The sequence below is a fragment of the Streptomyces sp. NPDC048473 genome, assembly GCF_043200155.1.
Lineage (GTDB): Bacteria > Actinomycetota > Actinomycetes > Streptomycetales > Streptomycetaceae > Streptomyces.
In genome coordinates this window covers 192,254-213,086 of sequence record NZ_JBICXE010000011.1, presented here as the reverse complement: position 1 = coordinate 213,086, position 20,833 = coordinate 192,254, and the positions used below count along the sequence as shown (strand labels likewise).

Annotated in this window: 14 protein-coding genes and 1 pseudogene; 3 read left to right on the top strand and 12 right to left on the bottom strand. The window is 70.0% G+C overall.

Features of this window, described 5'->3' with window-relative positions:
• Positions 1-361 precede the first annotated feature (361 nt).
• Complete coding sequence (locus ACGFU7_RS20650) at positions 362-940, top strand: hypothetical protein (protein WP_393697439.1); 579 nt, start codon at positions 362-364, stop codon at positions 938-940.
• Between the two features lie 762 nt (positions 941-1,702).
• Here the strand turns inward: ACGFU7_RS20650 and ACGFU7_RS20645 are convergent.
• From ACGFU7_RS20645 to ACGFU7_RS20635, 3 genes are all read right to left on the bottom strand, one after another.
• Entirely contained in the window at positions 1,703-3,148 is a 1,446-nt protein-coding gene (locus ACGFU7_RS20645; RefSeq protein WP_393697438.1) for an aldehyde dehydrogenase family protein, read from the bottom strand.
• Positions 3,149-3,435: 287 nt separating this feature from the next.
• Positions 3,436-5,022, bottom strand: coding sequence for a PucR family transcriptional regulator (locus ACGFU7_RS20640; RefSeq protein ID WP_393697437.1), 1,587 nt, complete (start codon positions 5,020-5,022; stop codon positions 3,436-3,438).
• Positions 5,023-5,145: 123 nt separating this feature from the next.
• Complete coding sequence (locus ACGFU7_RS20635) at positions 5,146-7,539, bottom strand: ATP/GTP-binding protein (RefSeq protein ID WP_393697436.1); 2,394 nt, start codon at positions 7,537-7,539, stop codon at positions 5,146-5,148.
• Between the two features lie 300 nt (positions 7,540-7,839).
• Between ACGFU7_RS20635 and gabT the strand changes: the two genes are divergently transcribed.
• Complete coding sequence (gabT, locus tag ACGFU7_RS20630; protein WP_393697435.1) at positions 7,840-9,180, top strand: 4-aminobutyrate--2-oxoglutarate transaminase; 1,341 nt, start codon at positions 7,840-7,842, stop codon at positions 9,178-9,180.
• A 185-nt stretch (positions 9,181-9,365) separates the two neighbouring features.
• Here gabT and ACGFU7_RS20625 read toward each other — a convergent pair whose 3' ends face one another.
• Positions 9,366-9,761, bottom strand: a complete 396-nt coding sequence (locus tag ACGFU7_RS20625) for a zinc ribbon domain-containing protein (protein ID WP_393697434.1) — start codon at positions 9,759-9,761, stop codon at positions 9,366-9,368.
• A 524-nt stretch (positions 9,762-10,285) separates the two neighbouring features.
• On the opposite strand from ACGFU7_RS20625, the gene ACGFU7_RS20620 reads away from it, so the two are divergent.
• Positions 10,286-11,101 (top strand): phosphatase PAP2 family protein, encoded by an 816-nt coding sequence (locus ACGFU7_RS20620; protein WP_393697433.1) that lies wholly within the window; start codon positions 10,286-10,288, stop codon positions 11,099-11,101.
• Here the strand turns inward: ACGFU7_RS20620 and ACGFU7_RS20615 are convergent.
• The 8 genes and pseudogenes from ACGFU7_RS20615 to ACGFU7_RS20580 form a co-directional block, all read right to left on the bottom strand.
• Positions 11,052-12,878: a chitinase gene (locus tag ACGFU7_RS20615; protein ID WP_393697432.1), complete on the bottom strand. Its 1,827-nt coding sequence runs from the start codon at positions 12,876-12,878 to the stop codon at positions 11,052-11,054. The two genes, ACGFU7_RS20620 and ACGFU7_RS20615, sit on opposite strands and share 50 nt — an antisense overlap.
• A gap of 57 nt (positions 12,879-12,935) precedes the next feature.
• Positions 12,936-13,467: pseudogene (locus ACGFU7_RS20610) on the bottom strand (hypothetical protein).
• A 150-nt stretch (positions 13,468-13,617) separates the two neighbouring features.
• On the bottom strand, positions 13,618-15,033 hold the full coding sequence (locus ACGFU7_RS20605; protein ID WP_393697431.1) for an NAD(P)/FAD-dependent oxidoreductase: 1,416 nt from the start codon (positions 15,031-15,033) through the stop codon (positions 13,618-13,620).
• Between the two features lie 22 nt (positions 15,034-15,055).
• Positions 15,056-15,859: an ABC transporter permease gene (locus ACGFU7_RS20600; RefSeq protein ID WP_393697430.1), complete on the bottom strand. Its 804-nt coding sequence runs from the start codon at positions 15,857-15,859 to the stop codon at positions 15,056-15,058.
• Positions 15,859-16,788, bottom strand: coding sequence for an ABC transporter permease (locus ACGFU7_RS20595; protein WP_393697429.1), 930 nt, complete (start codon positions 16,786-16,788; stop codon positions 15,859-15,861). The genes ACGFU7_RS20600 and ACGFU7_RS20595 overlap by 1 nt, the downstream gene beginning before the upstream one ends.
• Positions 16,785-17,951 (bottom strand): ABC transporter ATP-binding protein, encoded by a 1,167-nt coding sequence (locus tag ACGFU7_RS20590; protein WP_393697428.1) that lies wholly within the window; start codon positions 17,949-17,951, stop codon positions 16,785-16,787. Before ACGFU7_RS20590 ends, ACGFU7_RS20595 begins: the two co-directional genes overlap by 4 nt.
• 53 nt (positions 17,952-18,004) lie before the next feature.
• Positions 18,005-19,255, bottom strand: a complete 1,251-nt coding sequence (locus ACGFU7_RS20585; protein ID WP_393697427.1) for a spermidine/putrescine ABC transporter substrate-binding protein — start codon at positions 19,253-19,255, stop codon at positions 18,005-18,007.
• 43 nt (positions 19,256-19,298) lie between these two features.
• On the bottom strand, positions 19,299-20,813 hold the full coding sequence (locus ACGFU7_RS20580) for a gamma-aminobutyraldehyde dehydrogenase (RefSeq protein ID WP_393697426.1): 1,515 nt from the start codon (positions 20,811-20,813) through the stop codon (positions 19,299-19,301).
• Between the last annotated feature and the right edge of the window lie 20 nt (positions 20,814-20,833).

Genomic DNA, 20,833 nt, shown 5'->3' with positions numbered 1-20,833 from the left:
GATCAGCGCGGACACTGCCCGGACAGCGTGTCCGGACACACGCCGGACATGGGGGCCACCCGGGTTCCAGACTTCTGGCTGGCCAGTTCCCGATACACCGACAGGCGCGGGGCGGGCCCCATCCGCCACTTCTTCCGTGTCCACGCGCAACCGACAAGGGGATGCACCCGCTCGCGCCTTTGTCCTGAAAAGACCGTTGGCATAGTACGCACGCTATTGGCGCAATTCATCTGAAGGTGTGCTTTGCGTGCATCGCCCGGGCGCGTCGTCGCTGCCGCCGACACCATCCGAAGTGTCGGGCCCGCCTGCTCACCAGCGCGGGAACCGGCTCAGCGCGGATCCACCGAAGAGAGGACCAGCGATGGCGAACGAGTTGCATTACGGCGACCAGCTGCACCTGCAGAACCTCTATCAGGGCGACGGGGGCTACCTCGACACCAACGGCACTTCCAGCGCGCCAGGGGCCAAACTGGCGGTATCCACGGCCCCCACCGCCACCCGCGCACCGGGCACCGGTACCTGGGAGATCGTCTCCGGTTCCTGTCAGGCCGCCGGCACCCCGGTGAAGAGCGGTGACATCATCTACCTGCGCAATCTTTGGGACGGTAACGGCGGCTACCTGGACGTCAACGGCGCGGCCACCGCTGTCCAGCAGAGCTCCGGCAGCATCTACGACGTCACCACCGCCTGGGGCAAGGACCGCGACGAGAACAGCAGCCGCTGGCAGATCTTCGACACCAACTCTTCGCCCCAGGACGGCATCGTCCGTTTCAACGACACGGTCCAGCTGTGGAGCACCTACCACAACCGGGGCGGTTTCCTGGAGACCAACAACGCCAGTACCGCCACCGGCGCCCGGTACGACGTGGACACCAATGCCTACTCCAACCGTTCCAACGCCGACGTCGCCTTCTGGAAAGTCCTGCGACCGCAACCCTGACCCCCCACGCCTCCGCCGGTTCCACCCCCGGCGGTACGTGAAACGAAGCTCTGACGGTTCGCACGAGCCGTCAGGGCTCCTTCGCATTCGGGCTGGCTGCTCCCCGACCCTCCCATCGGGCGGAATGAGTCATCTGCCGGCCTCGATCGCTCAGTTACACCCTCGGTTTTCTGCGGGAAGCCCTGCGGCCCGGGGTCGCGAGGGGCCAACTACCGTGCACGCCGGACTTGCGGGCGCCCCGTCCAGGGTTCCACCGCTGGACGGGGCGCTCACAGGTCCGAGCAGCACAGCACGGACAGGGTTGACGCTAGCGACCGGAACCGACACCGCCCGCTACGAGGGCGGGTAAGGGCATGGCCCACCAAGCCCCCCAGTGCTGACGAGACCCCGCCGATACGGGGGAGCTCGGCGGGGCATCTGCTCCCAGCATGGCAGGGAAGGTGTGATCGGGGCGGGTTTCGGCGCAATGCGCCGTGAATGACTCCAGCAGAGCCCCAGGACGTGACCACGGTGCCCTTCGTCACGGTGTGATGGATCATCACCCCGTTCGCCGGCCCGCACACACCCCTGCTGTTCCGGTTGCGGGTACGCCAGTTACCGACCTCGACGACTCGACGGTCTCCGCAGGTCAGGGTGCAGATATGCAGGAACGGCCGGAGCCCCCGCACAGTGGGCTCCGGCCGTTCATCTGCCGCCTGCTGTCGTGCTGTCCAGGCGGATCACAGGCGGCACTGTTGGATCGGTTCGATCCTGTTCACGGACCTACAGGGCGAGGCCGGTGAGGACCAGCACGCGCTCGTAGGTGTAGTCGTCCATGGCGTAGCGGACGCCCTCGCGGCCGACGCCGGACTGCTTGGCGCCGCCGTACGGCATCTGGTCCGCGCGGTAGGAGGGGACGTCGCCGATGATCACGCCGCCGACCTCAAGGGCGCGGTGGGCGCGGAAGGCGGTCTGCAGGTCGTGCGTGAACACACCTGCCTGCAGGCCGTACTTGGACGAGTTGACGGAGGCGAAGGCCTCGGCCTCGCCGTCCACCTTCTGCACGGTGAGCACCGGTCCGAACACCTCCTCGGAGGCGAGGGTGACGCCGTCCGGGAGCTCCGTGAGCACGGTCGGCGCGTAGGTGGCACCGTCGCGCTTGCCGCCGGTAAGCAGCTGGGCGCCGGCCTGCACGGCCTCGTCGACCCAGGACTCGACGCGCTTGGCGGCGTCCTCGTTGACCAGCGGGCCGACGTCGGTGGCGGCGTCGGACGGGTCGCCGGTGACCTGGGCCTCGACGGCCGCGACGATCTTCGGGACGAGCCGATCGTAGACCGAGGCGTCCGCGATGACGCGCTGCACCGAGATGCAGGACTGGCCGCCCTGGTAGTTGGAGAAGGTCGCGATACGGGTCGCGGCCCAGTCCAGGTCCTCGTCGGAGGCGTAGTCGCCGAGGACGACCGCGGCGCCGTTGCCGCCGAGCTCCAGGGTGCAGTGCTTGCGCGGCACCGACTCCATGATCGAGTAGCCGACCGCGGCGGACCCGGTGAAGGAGATCACGGGCAGGCGCTCGTCCTGGACGAGGGCGGGCATACGGTCGTTGGGGACCGTCAGCACGGACCACGAACCGGCCGGCAGGTCGGTCTCGGCCAGCAGCTCGCCCAGGATCAGCGACGAGATCGGGGTGGCCGGGGCGGGCTTCAGGATGATCGGGGCGCCGACGGCGATGGCCGGGGCCACCTTGTGGGCGCTCAGGTTCAGCGGGAAGTTGAACGGTGCGATGCCGAGGACCGTGCCGCGCGGGAAGCGTCGGGTCAGACCGAGACGGCCGGTGCCACCGGCGTCGGTGTCGAGGCGCTGGGCGTCACCGCTGTTGAAGCGGCGGGCCTCCTCGGAGGCGAACCGGAACACGGAGACGGCACGGCCGACCTCGCCGCGCGCCCACTTGATGGGCTTGCCGTTCTCGGCGGAGATCAGCTGGGCGATCTCCTCGGTGCGCTCCACCAGGCGCCGTACGACGTGATCGAGTGCGGCGGCCCGGACGTGGGCCGGGGTCGCGGCGAACTCCTCGCGCACGGCGTGCGCGGCCGCGACGGCCTCCTCGATCTGCGCGTCGGTCGGCACGCTGACGGTGCCGACGAGACGGCCGTCCCAGGGGTTGGTGACGTCGAAGCTGTCCTCGCCGGTGGCCTGGCGGCCGGCGAGCCAGAAGGCGTGGGTGGAAGTCATGGAGGTTCCGGCCCTTCGGAGTCGTGGGGTGTGCTGCCCCCACCGTAGGGCCGCACGGCCGGCCTGGCGTTTGTCCGGCGTGGAGCAGAGCGCGACGGGTACACGCCGGTTTGTCGGATGCGTCGGCGCGAGCGGGGGCGCGGGGCGCGGGGCCTTCCGGCAGGGGCTACGGCGTCGGCGTCGACCGGGATGGCGTGGACTTCTGGTCGCGGCTCCGGCATCGGCATCCGCATCGGCCGGGAACGCAGGCCCTCCGGCAGCGGCACGGCCCGGCCCCGCGACAGCCGCTACGGCTCCGGCACCGACGGGGAGCTCGTGGCCTTCAGGGCCAGCCACAGCTCCATCCGGACGTCCGGATCATCCAGTGAGCGGCCCAGGATCTCCTCCACCCGGCGCATCCGGTAGCGCAGGGTGTGGCGGTGCACGCCCAGGTCCGCCGCGGCCGCGTCCCACTGGCCGTGGTGGGAGAGCCAGGCCCGCAGCGAGGCGACCAGGTCACCGCGGCCCTTGGCGTCGTGTTCGTGCAGGGCGCGGAGCATTCCGTCGGCGAAGGCCCGTACCGCGTCGTCCGCGAGCAGTGGCAGCACCGAGCCGGTCGCCAGGTCCTCGTGCTCGACCAGTGCCCTGCCACGGCGGCGGGCCACCGACAGGGCCTGCTCGGCCTGCTTGTACGCGGCGGAGACGGCGATGGGGCCCGCCGGTGCGGACAGGCCCACGACCACGTGGCCCTCCTCCGCCGTCGCCGGTTCGCGCGAGGGCCGCGCCTCCTGTGCCTCCTGGGCCTCCGCGTACGCCGCGCAGGCCGCGACCGCCGCTCCGCCGTCCGCGGCGAGGACGACGAGCCGTTCGCCCTCGGGCACGGCCAGCAGGGTCTCGCCGGTCCGGAAGGCCGCCGCCTCCATCGCCTCGCCGAGCGAGTCCGTCGTCGAGGGGGCGGACGCCTCCGCGATGAGCAGCCGGAACGGGGCGTCGAGCAGCCCCCCGTACAGATCCCCGGCGACGGCCCGTGCATGGTCCGGCTGGCCGGCGAGCAACATGCGCAGCACCGCCGCGCCCAGCCGCTGCTCCGCGCCCTGGAGGGACCGGGAGCGGGCGGTGGTCAGGGTCAGCAGGGCGACCGCCGAGTGCACGGCGTAGCGCTCGGCGGTGCCGAGTGCCGCGCCGGTGCCGACGGCCAGCGCGCCCCGGACCCGGCGGCCGGTGCCCAGGGACTGGAGCTCGACCCGGTCGTCGGTGCCGCCGACCACCACGCTGGCCGGGGCGGGGCGGTCCCGCAGCCGTTCCACATCGGGCGTGAGCCGGGCGGCCCTGCGGGCGGCCCAGTCGGGTGCCGCGGCGACGACCGCGCCGGAGGCGTCGTACAGCGCCGCCCAGCCGTCGACATGCGCGGCGAGACGGGTGAGGAGTTCGCCCGGGCCGTCGCCCGCGAGTGCGGCCTTCGTCAGCTCCCGCTGGGCCTCGAACCCCGCTGTCACCGCCCGGTATTGATCGGCGGCGATCTCCGACGACACGGCCTTGGCGATCGCGAGGAACGGGGTGCGGCGCGGCACTTCGAGAAGCGGCAGACCCGTTTCCTCGGCGGCGTCGATCAGGGCCTGCGGTACGTCGTCGTAGTGGACGCCGACGGCGAAGCCCAGCCCGACGACTCCTGCCCCGGCCAGCCGCCGCACGTACCGCCGCATCGCCTCGGGATTCCCGGCGTCGAGGTTGGTGGCGGTGACGAGCAGGAGCTCACCGCCCTCCATGTACGGGACGGGGTCGGTCAGCTCGCTGGCATGCGCCCAGCGGACGGGCGCGTCGAGCCGGTCCGCCCCCGCACGCACCGTGAGTTTGAGCGCCGAATGCTGGACGAGCGAGGCGAGAGTGGGGGGCATGGGGACCGCAGGACCTCGGGGAGTCGATTTTCGCCGTCCCGTATGAACGGCTCCTACCGATTCTGCCAGGGCGGCAGGGTCCCTCGTAACCGCTCCCGCGCCGCGGGCCTCGCTCCGCAGCGCTCAGCCGTTCAGATCCACCAGCAGGGGCGGCGCGTGCTCCCCCCGTACGGTCGTCAGGGACAGTACCGCGTGTCCGGCCGGTACCCGGTGGGCCAGCTCGGATGCCGACCAGCGTTCCCGCTCGACCTGGCGCACGGTCACCGCGTCCGTGGTGACCGCCTTGCCGGTGACCAGCTTGCGGAAGGCGTGGATGGCCCGGGTCATCGGCTGGTCGGCGAAGACGGTGCGCTGGGTGACGTCGCGGGTCTCGACCCACTCCGTTCCCCAGGCCTCGGCGAACTTCTTCCCGTCCCATGTCGTGATTCCGGAGAACGCCATCCGGCAGCCGACCGCGCCGAGCAGCGCCGTGTGCAGCTGCTCCGGTACGTCGTCGAGGGTGCGCAGGGTGAGTACGGCCCCGGCGTGCGCGGAGCGCAGCCGCTGGATTCCGCGGACGGTGTCGGGGGTCAGGGTGTGGGTCGCGTCGTCGAGGACCAGACAGGCGAAGAGGGAACGGTCGGTACGGGCCGCGGCGCTCGCGGTGAACTGGGCGAGCACCAGACGTGCCAGCACCCGGGACGCCTCGGCGTGGCCGCGTTCGGGCAGATCGATACGGACCCGGAGCGGGTGCTCCAGGGCGCGCAGCGAGAAGGGGCGGGCCTTGCCCGTGGTGTCGAAGAACTCGGTGAATGCGGGCCGGTCGAGCAGGGCAACACGGTCGGCGAGAGCCGGGCCCGGGTCGCCGGGCGCACCGGCCTGGCGGGCGCGGCCGGCGAGCTCGCGCTGCATGCCGGGGTGTCCCGTCGCGTCGAGCGCCTCCCGCAGAGCGGCGAGGGCACCAGGCACACCGTCCAGGAGTTCCCGCAGCTCCGGTACGGAGGGGAAACGGCCGTGAGCGGCCCGGAAGGGGCCGAGGAGCTGGGCGAGGGCCGTGGCGGCGCGTCTGCTGTCCACCTCGGGGAGGTCACCGACCAGGCCGTCGGCGAGTACGGTCGCGGCCTCGTCGGGGTCGGTGGTGCCGCCGTACAGATCGAGGTCGTGTACGGAGGACGGGTCACCGACCTTGATGACGACGTCGAACCCCTGGTCGCCGCCGAGCTGGGTACCGGCGGCGCACACGGCGACGACTGCGGCCTGTCCGGCGAGCGCCTGCAGTGCGAGGGATTCGACGACGGGCCGGATCAGTGCCCGGCTCTTGCCCGCGCCGGGCGGGCCGACGGCGAGGAGGGACGTGCCCAGCAGCCCGGGGTCGAGGGCGATTCCGCTGCCGCGGCGGGCGTACGGGTTTCGTTCGCCGTCCTCGACGGTGCCGAGCCTGACCTGCTGGACCAGCAGGTCGTGCCGGGAGGCGCGGACCGGGAGGTCACGGGCGCCGGAGGGGTGGGTGCAGGCGGCGGAGCCGTTGTGCAGCACGGTGTCGGTGAAGGCGGAGAGCCGGGAGTGGTCGGCGCGTACGGACGTCCAGGCGCGGCGGATACGGGCGTAGTCGACATCGTTCATCCGGCCGGACCGGGTTTCCTCGGCGAGCGCGGCGGCGGCCCGGTGCTGTCCGGCGGCGCGCAGATCGGGCCATTCGGCCGGGTCGTCCTCGCCGCCTTCGACGATGGCGTCCGCACCGCCGGGCGCGTGCGGCTTCGCCGGGCCGCGGCCGCCTTGGTCCGGTGCCGGCTGCGGGGACCGGCCGCGGCGCCATGCCTCGGCCCAGCGCCCCAGCCCGGCGAACGGCCACACGATCACCAGGGTGAGCAGGACGTACAGCCCGTAGCTGATCACCGGGGACATCGGCTGGTCGGGGCCGAGCCAGGAGCCGGGAACCATGCCGAAGGCCAGCCCCATCCCCGGCACGGTCCCGTTCCAGACGAGGGCCCAGACCAGCAGCGCACCGATCGCCGCGCCGCCCGCCCGTGCGGCGGCTCCCCTGGCGGCGACGCACCGCTCGAAGGCGGCCGGCCAGTTGCCCAGCCGGCCGAATCCGTAGACGAGACCCCCGATGATCAGCAGCCGGTAGATGTCGAGCGCACGGACCGCGCCCCGGGTCTGCGGCTCGTCGCCGAACGGCCCCCACCAGTCGCCGGGGGTGAAGAGCTTCAGCGGAACCCGCCAGTACGGGATGTAGTTGTTGCGCCAGAGCGACCAGACGAGGACGCAGGCCAGCAGCGAGATCACCGCGCCGCTCACCAGCGTGCGGTCCGGGGTGCGCTCCTTCTCCTCGGCGGGCCGGGGGGCATGGCCGAGCCGCCAGACACCGGGTTCCGCAGCGGGCCTCGGGATGCGGAGCCAGTCCCCGAGGGAGGGGCCGGTGGCGGGGGCGTAACCCGGCCTGGGCGGCAGTCCGGGCGGTGGCGGGCCGGCCGGGCGCGGCACCGGTGGACCGGAGCGGGTGCCGCGTGAGTCGTACGTGCCCTCGGTGTCCATGTGCTGTCCCTCGTCCCCTGACCAGCGCCGACCGCTAACTCCGGGCGCAGGCGCCCGAAGTCATCAATCTAGTGCCCCGTACCACCCCGTCAGACGCGGTCCGGCGGGAAGTCTTCGCCCGTGCCCGGGGCCCTTCGTCCTGCCCGCGCACCCCCGCAGCCCGGCCCCCGTACCCCGTCGGTATGTCCGTGACGGACAACCGCGTCCGGCCACCACTCCCGAACGGAACATGCCGGACCCCGGGCCTCGCCCATAGCCTGCAGAAAGAGAAGCGTCCGAAACACCCCACAGGAGCCCCTCATGACCGCAATTCCGCAGGAGCGCCGCGTCGTCACTGCCATTCCCGGCCCGAAGTCGGTGGAGCTGCAGGCCCGCCGTCTCGCGACGGTGGCCGCAGGTGTGGGCTCCACCCTGCCGGTGTTCACCGCCCGCGCCGGTGGCGGGATCATCGAGGACGTGGACGGCAACCGTCTGATCGACCTCGGTTCCGGTATCGCCGTGACGTCGGTCGGCGCCTCCGCCGAGGCCGTCGTACGCCGTGCGTCCGCGCAGCTCGCCGACTTCACCCACACCTGTTTCATGGTCACGCCGTACGAGGGGTACGTCGAGGTCTGTGAGCAGCTCGCCGAGCTGACGCCGGGCGACCACGCCAAGAAGTCCGCGCTGTTCAACTCGGGCGCCGAGGCCGTCGAGAACGCGGTGAAGATCGCCCGCGTCTACACCAAGCGCACCGCGGTCGTCGTCTTCGACCACGGCTACCACGGCCGCACCAACCTCACGATGGCGCTGACCGCCAAGAACATGCCGTACAAGCAGGGCTTCGGCCCGTTCGCGCCCGAGGTCTACCGGGTGCCGGTGGCGTATGGCTACCGCTGGCCGACCGGCGCCGAGAACGCCGGTGCGGAGGCGTCCGCCCAGGCCATCGACCAGATCACCAAGCAGATCGGCGCGGACAACGTCGCCGCGATCATCATCGAGCCGGTGCTCGGCGAGGGTGGCTTCATCGAGCCGGCCAAGGGCTTCCTCCCGGCGATCGCCCAGTTCGCCAAGGACAACGGCATCGTCTTCGTCGCCGACGAGATCCAGTCCGGCTTCTGCCGTACCGGCCAGTGGTTCGCCTGTGAGGACGAGGGCATCGTCCCCGACCTGATCACCACCGCCAAGGGCATCGCGGGCGGTCTTCCGCTCTCCGCCGTGACCGGCCGCGCCGAGATCATGGACGCCGCCCACGCCGGTGGCCTCGGTGGCACCTACGGCGGAAACCCGGTGGCCTGCGCGGGGGCGCTCGGTGCCATCGAGACGATGCGTGAGCTGGACCTGAACGGGAAGGCGAAGCGCATCGAGGAGGTCATGAAGGGCCGCCTCGCCGAGATGCAGGCGAAGCTGCCGAACGGCGATGTCATCGGTGACATCCGCGGCCGCGGCGCGATGATCGCGATCGAGCTGGTGAAGTCCGGCACGAAGGACCCGAACCCGGAGGCCGCCGCGAAGCTCGCCAAGGCCTGCCACGCCGAGGGCGTGCTGGTCCTGACCTGCGGCACGTACGGCAACGTCCTGCGCTTCCTCCCGCCGCTGGTGATCGGCGAGGACCTGCTGAACGAGGCTCTCGATGTCCTCGAGCAGGCTTTCGGCCAGATCTGACCTGTGCGAACCCCGGAGGTGACGGAAGGCGTTTTCGCCGGGGGGCCCGCGTGAGGGCCTGTCACCTTCTCGGCCGTGAACGGCCGAGTGTGTACGTACTCGGTCGTTCACACCTTGTCGCACTCCCGACTGCCCCCTACGACGGAACGGTCACGGGTCGCATCCACCCATCCCCCGGACGAAGTTCAGGGGATGGGTGCGGGTGCGGTGACGAACACCCACGCCGAGCGTGCGCGATCGCGCACGTTGACCCCGGCGACGACATCGGCGGGGCCGGCGAGCCCGCACCGACGACAGTGAAAGTTGTCCCGGTCGGGCCGGTTGGCCCGCTCTGTGTGCCCGCAGCACGGACAGCGTTGCGAGGTGTAGGCCGCATCCACCTCAAGGAATGGCACACCGGCCCGGCGGGCCTTGTACGCAAGGTTCTGGCCGAGCTGGTGGAAAGGCCAGGAGGAGAGCGTGCCCCGCTGGTCGCGGCGCAGCCGTACCCGCTCGCGGATGCCGCCGAGGTCCTCGACGGCGATCCCGCGACCGGTGCGTTGCGCGACGGACACGATCTCCTTGCTGATGGCGTGGTTCACCTGAGTGGCATGACGCTTCTTCCTTCTGCGCGCGGCGGGCGAGGCGGCGGGTGGCGGAGCGGGTGTTCCTGGCCTGGAGTTCGGCGCGTTTGCGGGCCTGCCATCGCCGGTAACGCAACAGCCTGCGTCCTTGGTAGTCGGCGGCGTCACTGGTGGTGGCCAGGTTCACAATGCCTCGATCGACGCCCACCCAGTCGACCGGCTCGTACACCGGCGGATCGGGTAGATCGCAGGTGGCGGCGGCCCGATTGCAGGCATACAGAGTCGCCTCGAGCGCCGACGCCTGCTCAGGCGTCGGCAGCAGCTTCACCTGTACCACCAGCTTCATGACATCGGACCGTAGTACTACCACCACACACATGACCGCCCCTCCCTCGACACTCACCGGCCCCAGCGAGAAATGGGACACTTGTTTGAATAGCCCGGCCTCACCCGGGACGGTAGGTGAAGAACGTGTGGGGGGCCGATGGCGGGATCCGTTTCCGTCTGTCGGTCCCCCATCGGCTGACGTACGGTTTCTGCAGATGAGAGAAACACCCCGCCCGCAGGGGACTGCCGGCGACGCCGGGCCGGAGCTTTCCCAGCACCGTCCTGGCCGTGCCTTCGCGCACACCACTGGAGCCTCTGGCTCCGGAACTCCTCACCGATCGGATGGCCGCTCGCCCCAAACCCCCCGGGGCGCGCGGCAAACCGATCCGACCGGCCGCCCCGGAACCACCCCCCCTGTTCCCGGGCGGCCGGCTCTTCTCATTTTTCTGGTGTCGTCCCTTCCGGCACTCTTCGCTCTCACCACCTGGCAGGTCGCGGCCGACGGTCCGCTGCGCACGCTGGACGAGCGGACCGGCCGGGCCGTCGTCGGACACGGCCCCGCCCGGCTGACCGAATTCCTCGCCGATCTCGGCAATATGCAGCTCGCGCTCCCGGTGCTGGGCTGCGCGATCGTCTGGGCTCTGGTGCTCGGCGCACGCCGTGAGCCGTTGTACGCGGCGCTCACCATGGCGGCGGTGCCCCTGCTGGTCGTCCCGCTGAAGGACTGGATCGCCCGCCCGGGACCGCTGACCGACGCCACCGGCTACTACCCGTCCGGTCATGCGGCGACGGCCGCGGTGGCGTACGGGGCGGCGGCGCTGCTGGTCGCGCCGTACGCGCGACGGTCGTGGATGATGCCCGTCGCCGCTGCCTTGCTGACAGCGGCGACGGGCATCGGTCTGGTGCTGCGCGGCTATCACTGGCCGCTGGATGTGCTGGGCAGCTGGTTCCTGTGCGGGCTGCTGCTCCTGCCGCTGGGCCTCAGCTGCCGAAGTAGGCGTCGAAGTTCTTCGAGAACTCCCCGTTGTTGAAGCGGTCCCAGTTGATCGACCACGTCATCAGTCCGCGCAGCCCCGGCCACGTCCCGTGGGTGGCGTACGAACCGCAGTCGGTCTTCTTCGTCAGGCAGTTCAGCGCCTTGGTGACCTCGGCGGGCGTGGTGTAGCCGTTGCCCGCCTGGGTGGAGGCCGGCAGGCCGATGGAAACCTGGTCGGGGCGGAGCGCGGGGAAGACCTTGGTGGTGTCGCCGGCCACCGGGAAGCCGGTGAGCAGCATGTCGGTCATGGCGATGTGGAAGTCCGCGCCGCCCATCGAGTGGTACTGGTTGTCCAGACCCATGATGGAGCCCGAGTTGTAGTCCTGGACGTGCAGCAGGGTCAGGTCGTCGCGCAGCGCGTGGATGACCGGGAGGTAGGCACCGGCACGGGGGTCCTGGCCGCCCCAGGGGCCCGAGCCGTAGTACTGGTAGCCGAGCTGCACGAAGAACGTCTCGGGGGCCATGGTGAGGACGAACTTGTCGCCGTACTTGGCCTTGAGAGTCTTCACCGCGGAGATCAGGTTGACGATGACCGGGGTGGTGGGGCTCCGGAAGTCGGTGTCCCCGGTGTTCAGCGAGAGCGAGTGGCCCTCGAAGTCGATGTCCAGGCCGTCCAGACCGTACTCGTCGATGATCTTGCTGACCGAGGAGACGAAGGTGTCACGGGCGGCGGTGGTGGAGAGCTGCACCTGGCCGTTCTGACCGCCGATGGAGATCAGCACCTTCTTGCCCGCGGCCTGCTTGGCCTTGATCGCCGCCTTGAACTCGGCCACGGACTCGACGTTCGGGCACTCGGTGACCGGGCAGAGCGAGAAGCGGATGTCGCCCGAGGTGACCGAGGTCGGTTCGCCGAAGGCCAGGTCGATGACGTCCCAGGAGTCGGGTACGTCCGCCATCCGCGTGTAGCCGGAGCCGTTGGCGAAGCTGGAGTGCAGATAGCCGACGAGGGCGTGGGCGGGCAGCGCCCCGCCCCCGCCGCCCGGGCCGCCCGCCATGGTGGTGGCGGAGACGGCGGCGGACTTGGCGGACTCACCGGCGGAGTTGGTCGCGGCGACCTGGAAGCTGTACGCGGTCGACGCGGCCAGGCCCGTCACGGTGGCGGAGGTGCCGGTGGCCGAGAGGACCTTTGTGCCGCCCTGGTAGACGTTGTAGCCGGTGGCCCCCGAGGAACCCGTCCAGGAGAGGCCGACCGAGGAGGCGGTGGCCGTGCCGGCCCTCAGTCCGGTGGGGGTGGCCGGGAGCGCGACCGGGTCGCCGCCGGGGCCGACCAGGGTGAGGTCGTCGGCGTAGTAGGCGGGCGTGCCGTACCAGCCGTGGGTGTAGACGGTCACCGAGGTGGTGGACGGGCCGGTCTTGAACGTGGTCGTGAGCTGCTGCCAGTCGGCCGCCGACTGCGTCCAGGTGGACACGTCGGTCGTGCCGGTGCCGTCCGCGCCGAGGTAGACGTAACTCCCCTGCACCCAGGCGCTCAGCGTGTACGTGGAGTCCGGCTTGACGGTCACGGACTGGGAGCACTTGGCGTTGTCGCTGCCGGCCGGGGTCGCCTTCAGCGCGGAAGTACCACTGTGGGCCGGTGTACTGACGGTCGCTCCGCTTCCGCCGGTACAGCTCCAGCCGTCCAGGCCGGCCTCGAAGCCGCCGTTGCGCGCCAGATCGGAGTCGGCGGCGGCGGCGGACGGCGCGGTGGCGGCCAGGCCGCCGGCGGCCAGCAGGGCGGCCGAGAAAGCGGCCAGAAGTCCGGTAAATCGGGCGGGGGGTCCCGTGCGTTCCACAACGGCCTCCATGCATGGGGGAATTGAGTGCGGCGGCCACAACATGGTCCAGACCAATCAGGTTGTCAAGACCTCTGACAGCACCCCGGTCCCGCCGGGGTGCTGCCGACGGCGTCCGCCGTTTCCCCGTCGGTCCCCGCCGCTCTCGGCCCTCCCCGCCGCCTCATGCATCGCGGGCTCCAGAAGTGTCGCGTCGGTGAGCGTTCCCGAGCCGTCCGGCGGGATCAGCCGGCGCACCCCGCCTGCGGCCTCCCGCCCCGGGTACGGCACGACGGATCCAGGTGCCCTGCCCCGCTCCCCGTACGCCGGTGCCGACCCAGCGGGTGACGGTGCCCGGAGGCACGAAGAAGCCCATGCGGGCGTCGCCGAAATCGGAGAGGACCGGCCCGGGCCGGTCGATGAGCCGGGTGAGCACATCGAGCGTGGGACAGCCCAGCTCCCCCGGAAGAATCAGTACGTCCCAGCGCCTGCCGGCGGGAAGGAGCGCGATCCCCTGGGGATTGCGCTCCCACTCCCACCAGCAGGCGTCCGGATCCGGCGCCACCGATACGAGCCACTCGACTGCGGCTTCGACCCCCGCGCCGGCCATGACCGGCCTCCATTCCGCGTGCACCGGCCATGCATTGCCGGTGCATTCGCACGGAAGAGAGGGGTGGCGCCGATCCATTACGCGGGTTCGGGCCACCGGTTGGCAGTGAACTGGATCACGCGCCCCCGGGGGGTGGGCGGCCCGCCGCGCTCAGCTGTCGAAGCCGAGCCCCATCCGGTCCATCGTCCGCAGCCACAGATTGCGGTGCCCGCCATTGCTGTCCGCCCTGGCCAGGGACCGTTTGGTGAGCTCGATCCCGGCCCAGGCGAAGGGCTCCGGCGGGAACGGCATCGGCTTGCTGCGGACCATTTCCAGAGCGGTTCGCTCATTGTGTTCGCCCGCCAGCAGATCGAGCATCACATCGGCTCCGAACCGGGTGGCTCCGACGCCGAGTCCGGTATATCCGGCGGCGTAGGCGACCCTGCCCTGATGGGCCGTACCGAAGAATGCGGAAAAGCGGGAACAGGTGTCGATCGCCCCGCCCCAGGCGTGACTGAAACGGACCCCGGACAGCTGCGGGAAACAGTCGAAGAACTGGCCCGCGAGCTTGAGGAAGGTCTCCGGACGCTGATCGAGATCGGCGCTCAGCCGGCCCCCGTACGGATAGATCGCGTCATAGCCGCCCCACAGAATCCGGTTGTCGGCCGACATCCGGAAATAGTGGAACTGATTGGCGCTGTCGCCCAGTCCCTGCCGGTTCTTCCAGCCGATCGAGGCGAGCTGCCCGTCGTTGAGGGGTTCGGTCATCAGTGCGTAGTCGTAGACCGGCACGGTGTACGGGCGTACCCGCTTGACCAGCGAAGGGAAGATGTTCGTACCGAGGGCGACGCGGCGCGCGAAGACCCTTCCGTACGGCGTGCGGACCGCCATTCCGGTGGTGGACCTGGCCAGTTCGAGGCCCCGGGTGTGCTCGTACATCCGTACCCCGAGGTCGAGACAGGCCCGCTTCAGGCCCCAGGCCAGCTTGGCGGGATGCAGCATGGCGACCCCGTTCCGGTCCCAGATCCCGCCCAGGAAAGTGGGCGAGTCGACCTCGGCGCGCAGCGCGTCCCGGTCCAGGAATTCCGTCCCCGTGAAGCCGCGCCTCTCGGCCTCCTGGTGCCATTCCTGAAGCTCTTCGAGCTGGTGGGGTTCGGTGGCGACATCGATTTCGCCGGTGCGCTCGAATTCGCAGTCGATGGAGTAGCGGGCGACGGCGGCCTCGATGGCATCGAGGTTCCGCTCGCCCAGCTCCTCCAGCTTCCTGATCTCGTCCGGCCAGCGCTCCAGGCCGTTGGGCAGACCATGGGTGAGGGAGGCGGCGCAGAATCCGCCGTTGCGGCCCGAGGCGGCCCAGCCCACCTCGTGCCCCTCGATCAGTACGACGTCCCGCTCCGGGTCGCGTTCCTTGGCGATCAGCGCGGTCCACAGTCCGCTGTAGCCGCCGCCGATGACGAGGAGGTCGCAGTGCTCGTCGCCGGTGAGGGCGGGCAGTGCCTCGGGCCTGCCGGGGTCGTCCAGCCAGAACGAGACCGGCTTGGCGTCGGAGAGTGATTGTGCAGCAGTACGCATGGCAACTGGGGCCATGGTTTCCAACTCCTTCAGGAACTCACGGTCGTGCGCTGTTCTTCCGCCGGTTCGCGATCAGCTGGCCGGCGACAACCACCGTCACGGCAATGATGAACATCGCCGTACCGATGACGTTGATCTGCACGGGCGTGCCGCGCTGTGCCGATCCCCAGACGAACATGGGGAAGGTCACGGTGGAGCCCGCGTTGAAATTGGTGATGATGAAATCGTCGAAGGAGAGCGCGAACGCGAGCAGCGCTCCCGCGGCGATTCCGGGGGCGGCGATCGGCAGCGTCACCCGCAGGAAGGTCTGTACGGGGCCCGCGTACAGATCGCGGGCCGCCTCCTCGAGCCTCGGGTCCATCGACATCACACGCGCCTTGACGGCCGTCACGACGAAGCTCAGGCAGAACATGATGTGTGCGATGAGGATCGTCCAGAAGCCCAGCTGTGCGCCCATGTTGAGGAAGAGCGTGAGCAGCGAGGCGGCCATGACGACCTCGGGCATCGCCATCGGCAGGAAGATCAGCGAGTTGATCGCGCCGCGCGCCCGGAAGCGGTAGCGGACCAGCGCGAAGGAGATCATCGTGCCCAGGACGGTCGCGCCGACGGTGGCCCAGGTGGCGATCTGCAGGGACAGGGAGAGCGAGCCGCACATGTCGGCGACGCCGCAGGGGTCCTTCCAGGCGTCCAGGGAGAAGTGCTGCCAGGCGTAGTTGAAGCGCCCGTTCGGCTTGTTGAACGAGAACACCATCACGACGACGTTCGGAAGGATCATGTACGCGAGGGTCAGCAGACCCGCGATGACGATCAGATTCCGGCGAATCCAGCGCAGTACGGGCATCAGACCAGGTCCTCCGTCCCGGAGCGGCGGATGTAGACGGTGACCATGATCAGGACGACCGCCATGAGGATGAAGGAGAGCGCGGCCGCCGTCGGATAGTCGAGGACGCGCAGGAACTGGGTCTGGATGACGCTGCCGACCATCTTGGTGTCGGTGGAGCCCAGCAGTTCCGCGTTGACGTAGTCACCGCTGGCCGGGATGAAGGTCAGCAGCGTTCCGGAGACGACACCCGGCATGGAGAGCGGGAACGTCACCTTGCGGAAGGTGGCGGCGGGGGTGGCGTACAGATCGCCGGCCGCCTCGTGCAGCCTGCCGTCGATCCGCTCCAGCGAGGTGTAGAGCGGCAGGATCATGAACGGCAGGAAGTTGTACGTGAGACCGCAGACCACCGCCATCGGCGTGGCCAGCACCCGGTTCGACTCGGTCCAGCCGAGCCAGCTGGTGACGTCCAGGATGTGCAGTGTGTTCAGTACGTCGACGACCGCGCCGCTGTCCGCGAGGATCGTCTTCCAGGCGAGCGTACGGATCAGGAAGCTGGTGAAGAACGGCGCGATGACCAGCACCAGGACGACATTGCGCCAACGGCCGGCCTTGAAGGCGATGAGATACGCGAGCGGGTAGCCGAGCAGCAGGCACAGGATCGTGGCGGTGCCCGCGTAGAGCAGGGACCGGATGAACTGCGGGTAGTAGTCCTGCAGCGCGTCCCAGTAGGTCTGGAAGTGCCAGGTGACCTCGAATCCCTTCTCCAGGGATCCCGTCTGTACGGAGGTCGACGCCTGGTAGACCATCGGAAGCGCGAAGAAGACGACCAGCCACAGGATGCCGGGGAGCAGCAGCCAGTAGGGGACGAGGCGCTTGCGGGTGGAGGCTTTGCGTACTTTCGCCTCTGTGATGGGCGCGGCGGGTGGCGCCTCCTTGGTGACGGTCACGCCGCGTCCTCCACCGTCTCCACACCGGCGTCGCCCATCGTCCCTGCAAGCATGGACTGAGCGGCGTCCAGGCCGAAGGTGTGTGCCGGGTTCCAGTGCAGGACGACCTCGGCACCTGGGGCGAGCCGGGCGTCACGCTCGATGTTCTGCTCGTAGACCTGGAGCGCCTTGCCCGCCGGGCTCTCCACCACGTACTGCGTGGACACTCCGATGAAGCTGGAGTCGACGATCCGGCCGGTGACCCGGTTGCGGCCGTCGGCTATCGCGTCCGCGTCGTCGGCGTGCGCGAGCGAGATCTTCTCCGGGCGTACGCCGAGCAGCAGCTTGCCGCCGTCCGTGGTCGGGGCCGTACATCGGCCGGTGGGCAGCCGCAGCTTCCCGCCGCCCGCCGCCACCACGATGTCCGTGCCCGCGGAGACGATCTCGCCCTCGATGAGGTTCGAGGTGCCGAGGAAGTTGGCGACGAAGGTCGTCTTCGGGTTCTCGTACAGATCGGCGGGGGCGCCGAGCTGCTCGACCCGGCCCGCGTTCATCACCGCGACGGTGTCGGCCATGGTCATGGCCTCCTCCTGGTCGTGGGTGACATGGACGAAGGTGATGCCGACCTCGGTCTGGATGCGCTTGAGCTCCAGCTGCATCTGGCGGCGCAGCTTGAGGTCGAGGGCGCCGAGCGGCTCGTCGAGGAGGAGCACCTGCGGGTGGTTGATCAGGGCGCGGGCGACGGCGACGCGCTGCTGCTGGCCGCCGGAGAGCTGGTGCGGCTTGCGCTTGGCGAAGTCGCCGAGCTGGACGAGTTCCAGCATCTCGTCGACCTGCTTCTTCACCGACTTGATGCCGCGCCGCCGCAGACCGAAGGCGACGTTCTCGGTGATGTCGAGGTGTGGGAAGAGCGCGTAGCTCTGGAAGACCGTGTTGACGGGCCGCTTGTACGGGGGCAGGTCGGTGATGTCCCGGCCGCCGAGCGAGACGGTGCCGGTGGTCGCGTCCTCCAGGCCCGCGATCATCCGCAGGGTGGTGGTCTTGCCGCAGCCGGACGCGCCGAGCAGCGCGAAGAAGGAGCCCTGCGGGACGGTCAGATCGAGCGGCTTGACGGCGGCGAAGGAGCCGTACGTCTTGCTGATCCCGGTGAGGCGGACGTCGCCGCCTGTCTGCTGCTGTGTCATGGGTCGCAGTCCCAGTGGTGTCAGGGGGAGATCGGGGAGGAGGGGCGAGGCGGTCAGGCGCCGATGAGCTTGGCGAACTTCTCTTCGTACGCCGTCTCTTCCTTGCTTGTCAGCGAGCGGAAGGCGTGCGAGCGGGCCGCCATCTCCTTGTCGGGGAGGATGAGTGTGTTGGAGGCCATCACCTTGTCGATCTTGGCGAGTTCCTCTCGGACACCGTCGACCGGGCAGACATAGTTGATGTACGCGGCGAGCTGGGCGGCGACCGGCGGCTCGTAGTAGTAGTCCATGAGCTTCTCGGCGTTGGTCTTGTGCCGTGCCTTGGCCGGGATCAGCATGTTGTCGCTCGACGTGATGTAGCCGGCGGCCGGGATGGCGTACTTGATGTCCGGGTTTCCGGCCTGGAGCTGGATGATGTCGCCGGCCCAGGCGACGCAGGCGGCGATGTCGCCCTTGTCGAGGTCCGCGGTGTAGTCGTTGCCGGTGAAGCGGCGGATCTGCTTCTTGTCGACGCCCTTCTGGATCCGGCCGATCGCGGCGTCGTAGTCGGCGTCCGTGAACGAGCCCGGGTCCTTGCCCATGTCGAGCAGGGTCATGCCGACGGAGTCACGCATTTCGGAGAGGAACCCGACCCTTCCCTTGAGCGCGGGGTCGTCGAGCAGCTGCGTGATGGAGTCGACCTTGCGGCCGCCGGTCGCCTTGGAGTTGTAGGCGATGACGGTGGGGATGCCGGTCCAGGGGTAGGAGTAGGCGCGGCCCGGGTCCCAGTCGGGGGTGCGGAACTGGGCCGAGAGGTTGGCGAAGGCGTGCGGAAGGTTCACCGGGTCGAGCTTCTGGGCCCAGCCGAGCCGGATGATGCGTGAGGCCAGCCAGTCGGTGACGATGACGATGTCGCGGCCGGTGTCCTGGCCCGCGGCGAGCTGCGGCTTTATCTTGCCGAAGAACTCGACGTTGTCGTTGATGTCCTCGGTGTACTTGACCTTGATCCCGGTGCGCTTCGTGAACGCCTCCAGGGTGGGCCGGTGCTTCTCGTCGTCGCTGACGTCCATGTACTCGGTCCAGTTGGAGAAGTTGATCTGCTTCTCCTTGGCCGAGTGGTCGTCGGAGGCCGCCGCGGCGTCCCCCTCCCGCTTCGCCGGCGGGATGCCGCAGGCGCTCAGCGTGCCGAGACCGCCGATCGCGAGCGCCCCCATGCCGGAGGCACGGAGTAGCGAGCGGCGGGTCAGGGCGCCCCGGCCACTGGTCAGACTGCGTCGCATCGCGGCAAGTTGGGCCGCGGAGAGACGCTCGGGCTCGTACTGCTCCATGCGCTTTGCCCTTTCGGGTGTGTGTGGCCGGGGGTCGGCCGGCTTATCGGTCCCCGAAGATCGTGCGGTGCCAGTCCTTCCGGGCTACCGCGGTGTTGTCGTACATGACGTGCTTGACCTGCGTGTACTCCTCGAAGGAGTACGACGACATGTCCTTGCCGAAGCCGCTGGCCTTGTATCCGCCATGCGGCATCTCGCTGATGATCGGAATGTGGTCGTTGATCCAGACGCAACCCGCCTTGATCTCCCGGGTGGCGCGGTTCGCCCGGTACAGGTCGCGGCTCCAGGCGGAGGCGGCGAGTCCGTACGGGGTGTCGTTGGCGAGGCGGATGCCCTCGTCGTCGGTGTCGAAGGGCAGCACGACCAGGACCGGGCCGAAGATCTCCGACTGGACGATCTCGCTGTCCTGGGCGGCACCGGCGACCAGGGTCGGCCGGTAGTAGGCACCGGCCGCCAGCTCGCCGCCGGGGGCCTCGCCGCCGGTGACGACGGTGGCGTACGCGCGGGCTCGCTCGACGAATCCGGCGACCCGGTCCCGCTGGGCGTGGCTGATCAGCGGGCCGAGGTCGGTCGACGGGTCGAAGGGGTCGCCGAGCCGGACGGTTTCCATCAGCTCGGCGACACCCTGCACGAAGGCGTCGTGGAGCGGGCGCTGGACGTAGGCGCGGGTGGCGGCGGTGCAGTCCTGGCCGGTGTTGATGAGCGCTCCGGCGACCGCGCCGTGGACCGCGGCTTCGAGGTCGGCGTCGTCGAAGACCACGAAGGGGGCCTTGCCGCCGAGTTCGAGGTGGAGGCGCTTGACGGTGGAGGTGGCGATCTCCGCGACCCGCTTGCCGACGGCGGTGGAGCCGGTGAAGGAGGTCATGACGACGTCCGGGTGGCCGACGAGGTGCTCGCCGGCGTCCTTGCCCGCACCGGTGACGATGTTGATCACGCCGTCCGGGATGCCTGCCCCGGTGGCCGCCTGGGCGAACATCAGCGAGGTCAGCGGGGTGATCTCGGCGGGCTTCAGCACGATCGTGTTGCCCGCGGCGATGGCCGGGAGGACCTTCCAGGCGGCCATCTGGAGCGGGTAGTTCCAGGGCGCGATGGAGCCGACGACGCCGATCGCCTCACGGCGTACGTACGAGGTGTGGTCGCCGTCGTACTCGGCGGCCGACTTGCCTTCCAGGTGGCGGGCGGCGCCCGCGAAGAAGGAGGTGTTGTCGACGGTGCCGGGCACGTCGAACTCGGTGGAGAGCTTGATCGGCTTGCCGCACTGGAGGGACTCGACGTACGCGAAGTCGTCGGCCTGCTCGGCGAGGACGGCGGCGAAGCGGTGCATCGCCTCGGCCCGCTCGGCCGGAGTCGCACCCGACCAGCCGGGGAACGCCTCGCGTGCGGCGGCGACGGCCGCGTCGACATCGGCGGTGCCCGCCAGTTCGTAGGTGTAGACGGTCTCGCCCGTTGCCGGGTTCACCACCTCGTGATGACGCCCCGATGTACCGGACCGCAGCTTTCCGCCGATGTACTGTGCGCCGTCCGCGAAGCGGTCCCGCACCTGGATGCCGTTGCCCATGACGCTCTCCTCCGCCGCAG

Bases quoted from the DNA above. Each gene is read 5' to 3' on its own strand.
- ACGFU7_RS20650 (WP_393697439.1), top strand. From the start codon at position 362: ATGGCGAACGAGTTGCATTACGGCGACCAGCTGCACCTGCAGAACCTC.
- ACGFU7_RS20645 (WP_393697438.1), bottom strand. From the start codon at position 3,148: ATGACTTCCACCCACGCCTTCTGGCTCGCCGGCCGCCAGGCCACCGGC.
- ACGFU7_RS20640 (WP_393697437.1), bottom strand. From the start codon at position 5,022: ATGCCCCCCACTCTCGCCTCGCTCGTCCAGCATTCGGCGCTCAAACTC.
- ACGFU7_RS20635 (WP_393697436.1), bottom strand. From the start codon at position 7,539: ATGGACACCGAGGGCACGTACGACTCACGCGGCACCCGCTCCGGTCCA.
- gabT (WP_393697435.1), top strand. From the start codon at position 7,840: ATGACCGCAATTCCGCAGGAGCGCCGCGTCGTCACTGCCATTCCCGGC.
- ACGFU7_RS20620 (WP_393697433.1), top strand. From the start codon at position 10,286: ATGAGAGAAACACCCCGCCCGCAGGGGACTGCCGGCGACGCCGGGCCG.
- ACGFU7_RS20605 (WP_393697431.1), bottom strand. From the start codon at position 15,033: ATGGCCCCAGTTGCCATGCGTACTGCTGCACAATCACTCTCCGACGCC.
- ACGFU7_RS20600 (WP_393697430.1), bottom strand. From the start codon at position 15,859: ATGCCCGTACTGCGCTGGATTCGCCGGAATCTGATCGTCATCGCGGGT.
- ACGFU7_RS20590 (WP_393697428.1), bottom strand. From the start codon at position 17,951: ATGACACAGCAGCAGACAGGCGGCGACGTCCGCCTCACCGGGATCAGC.
- ACGFU7_RS20585 (WP_393697427.1), bottom strand. From the start codon at position 19,255: ATGGAGCAGTACGAGCCCGAGCGTCTCTCCGCGGCCCAACTTGCCGCG.
- ACGFU7_RS20580 (WP_393697426.1), bottom strand. From the start codon at position 20,813: ATGGGCAACGGCATCCAGGTGCGGGACCGCTTCGCGGACGGCGCACAG.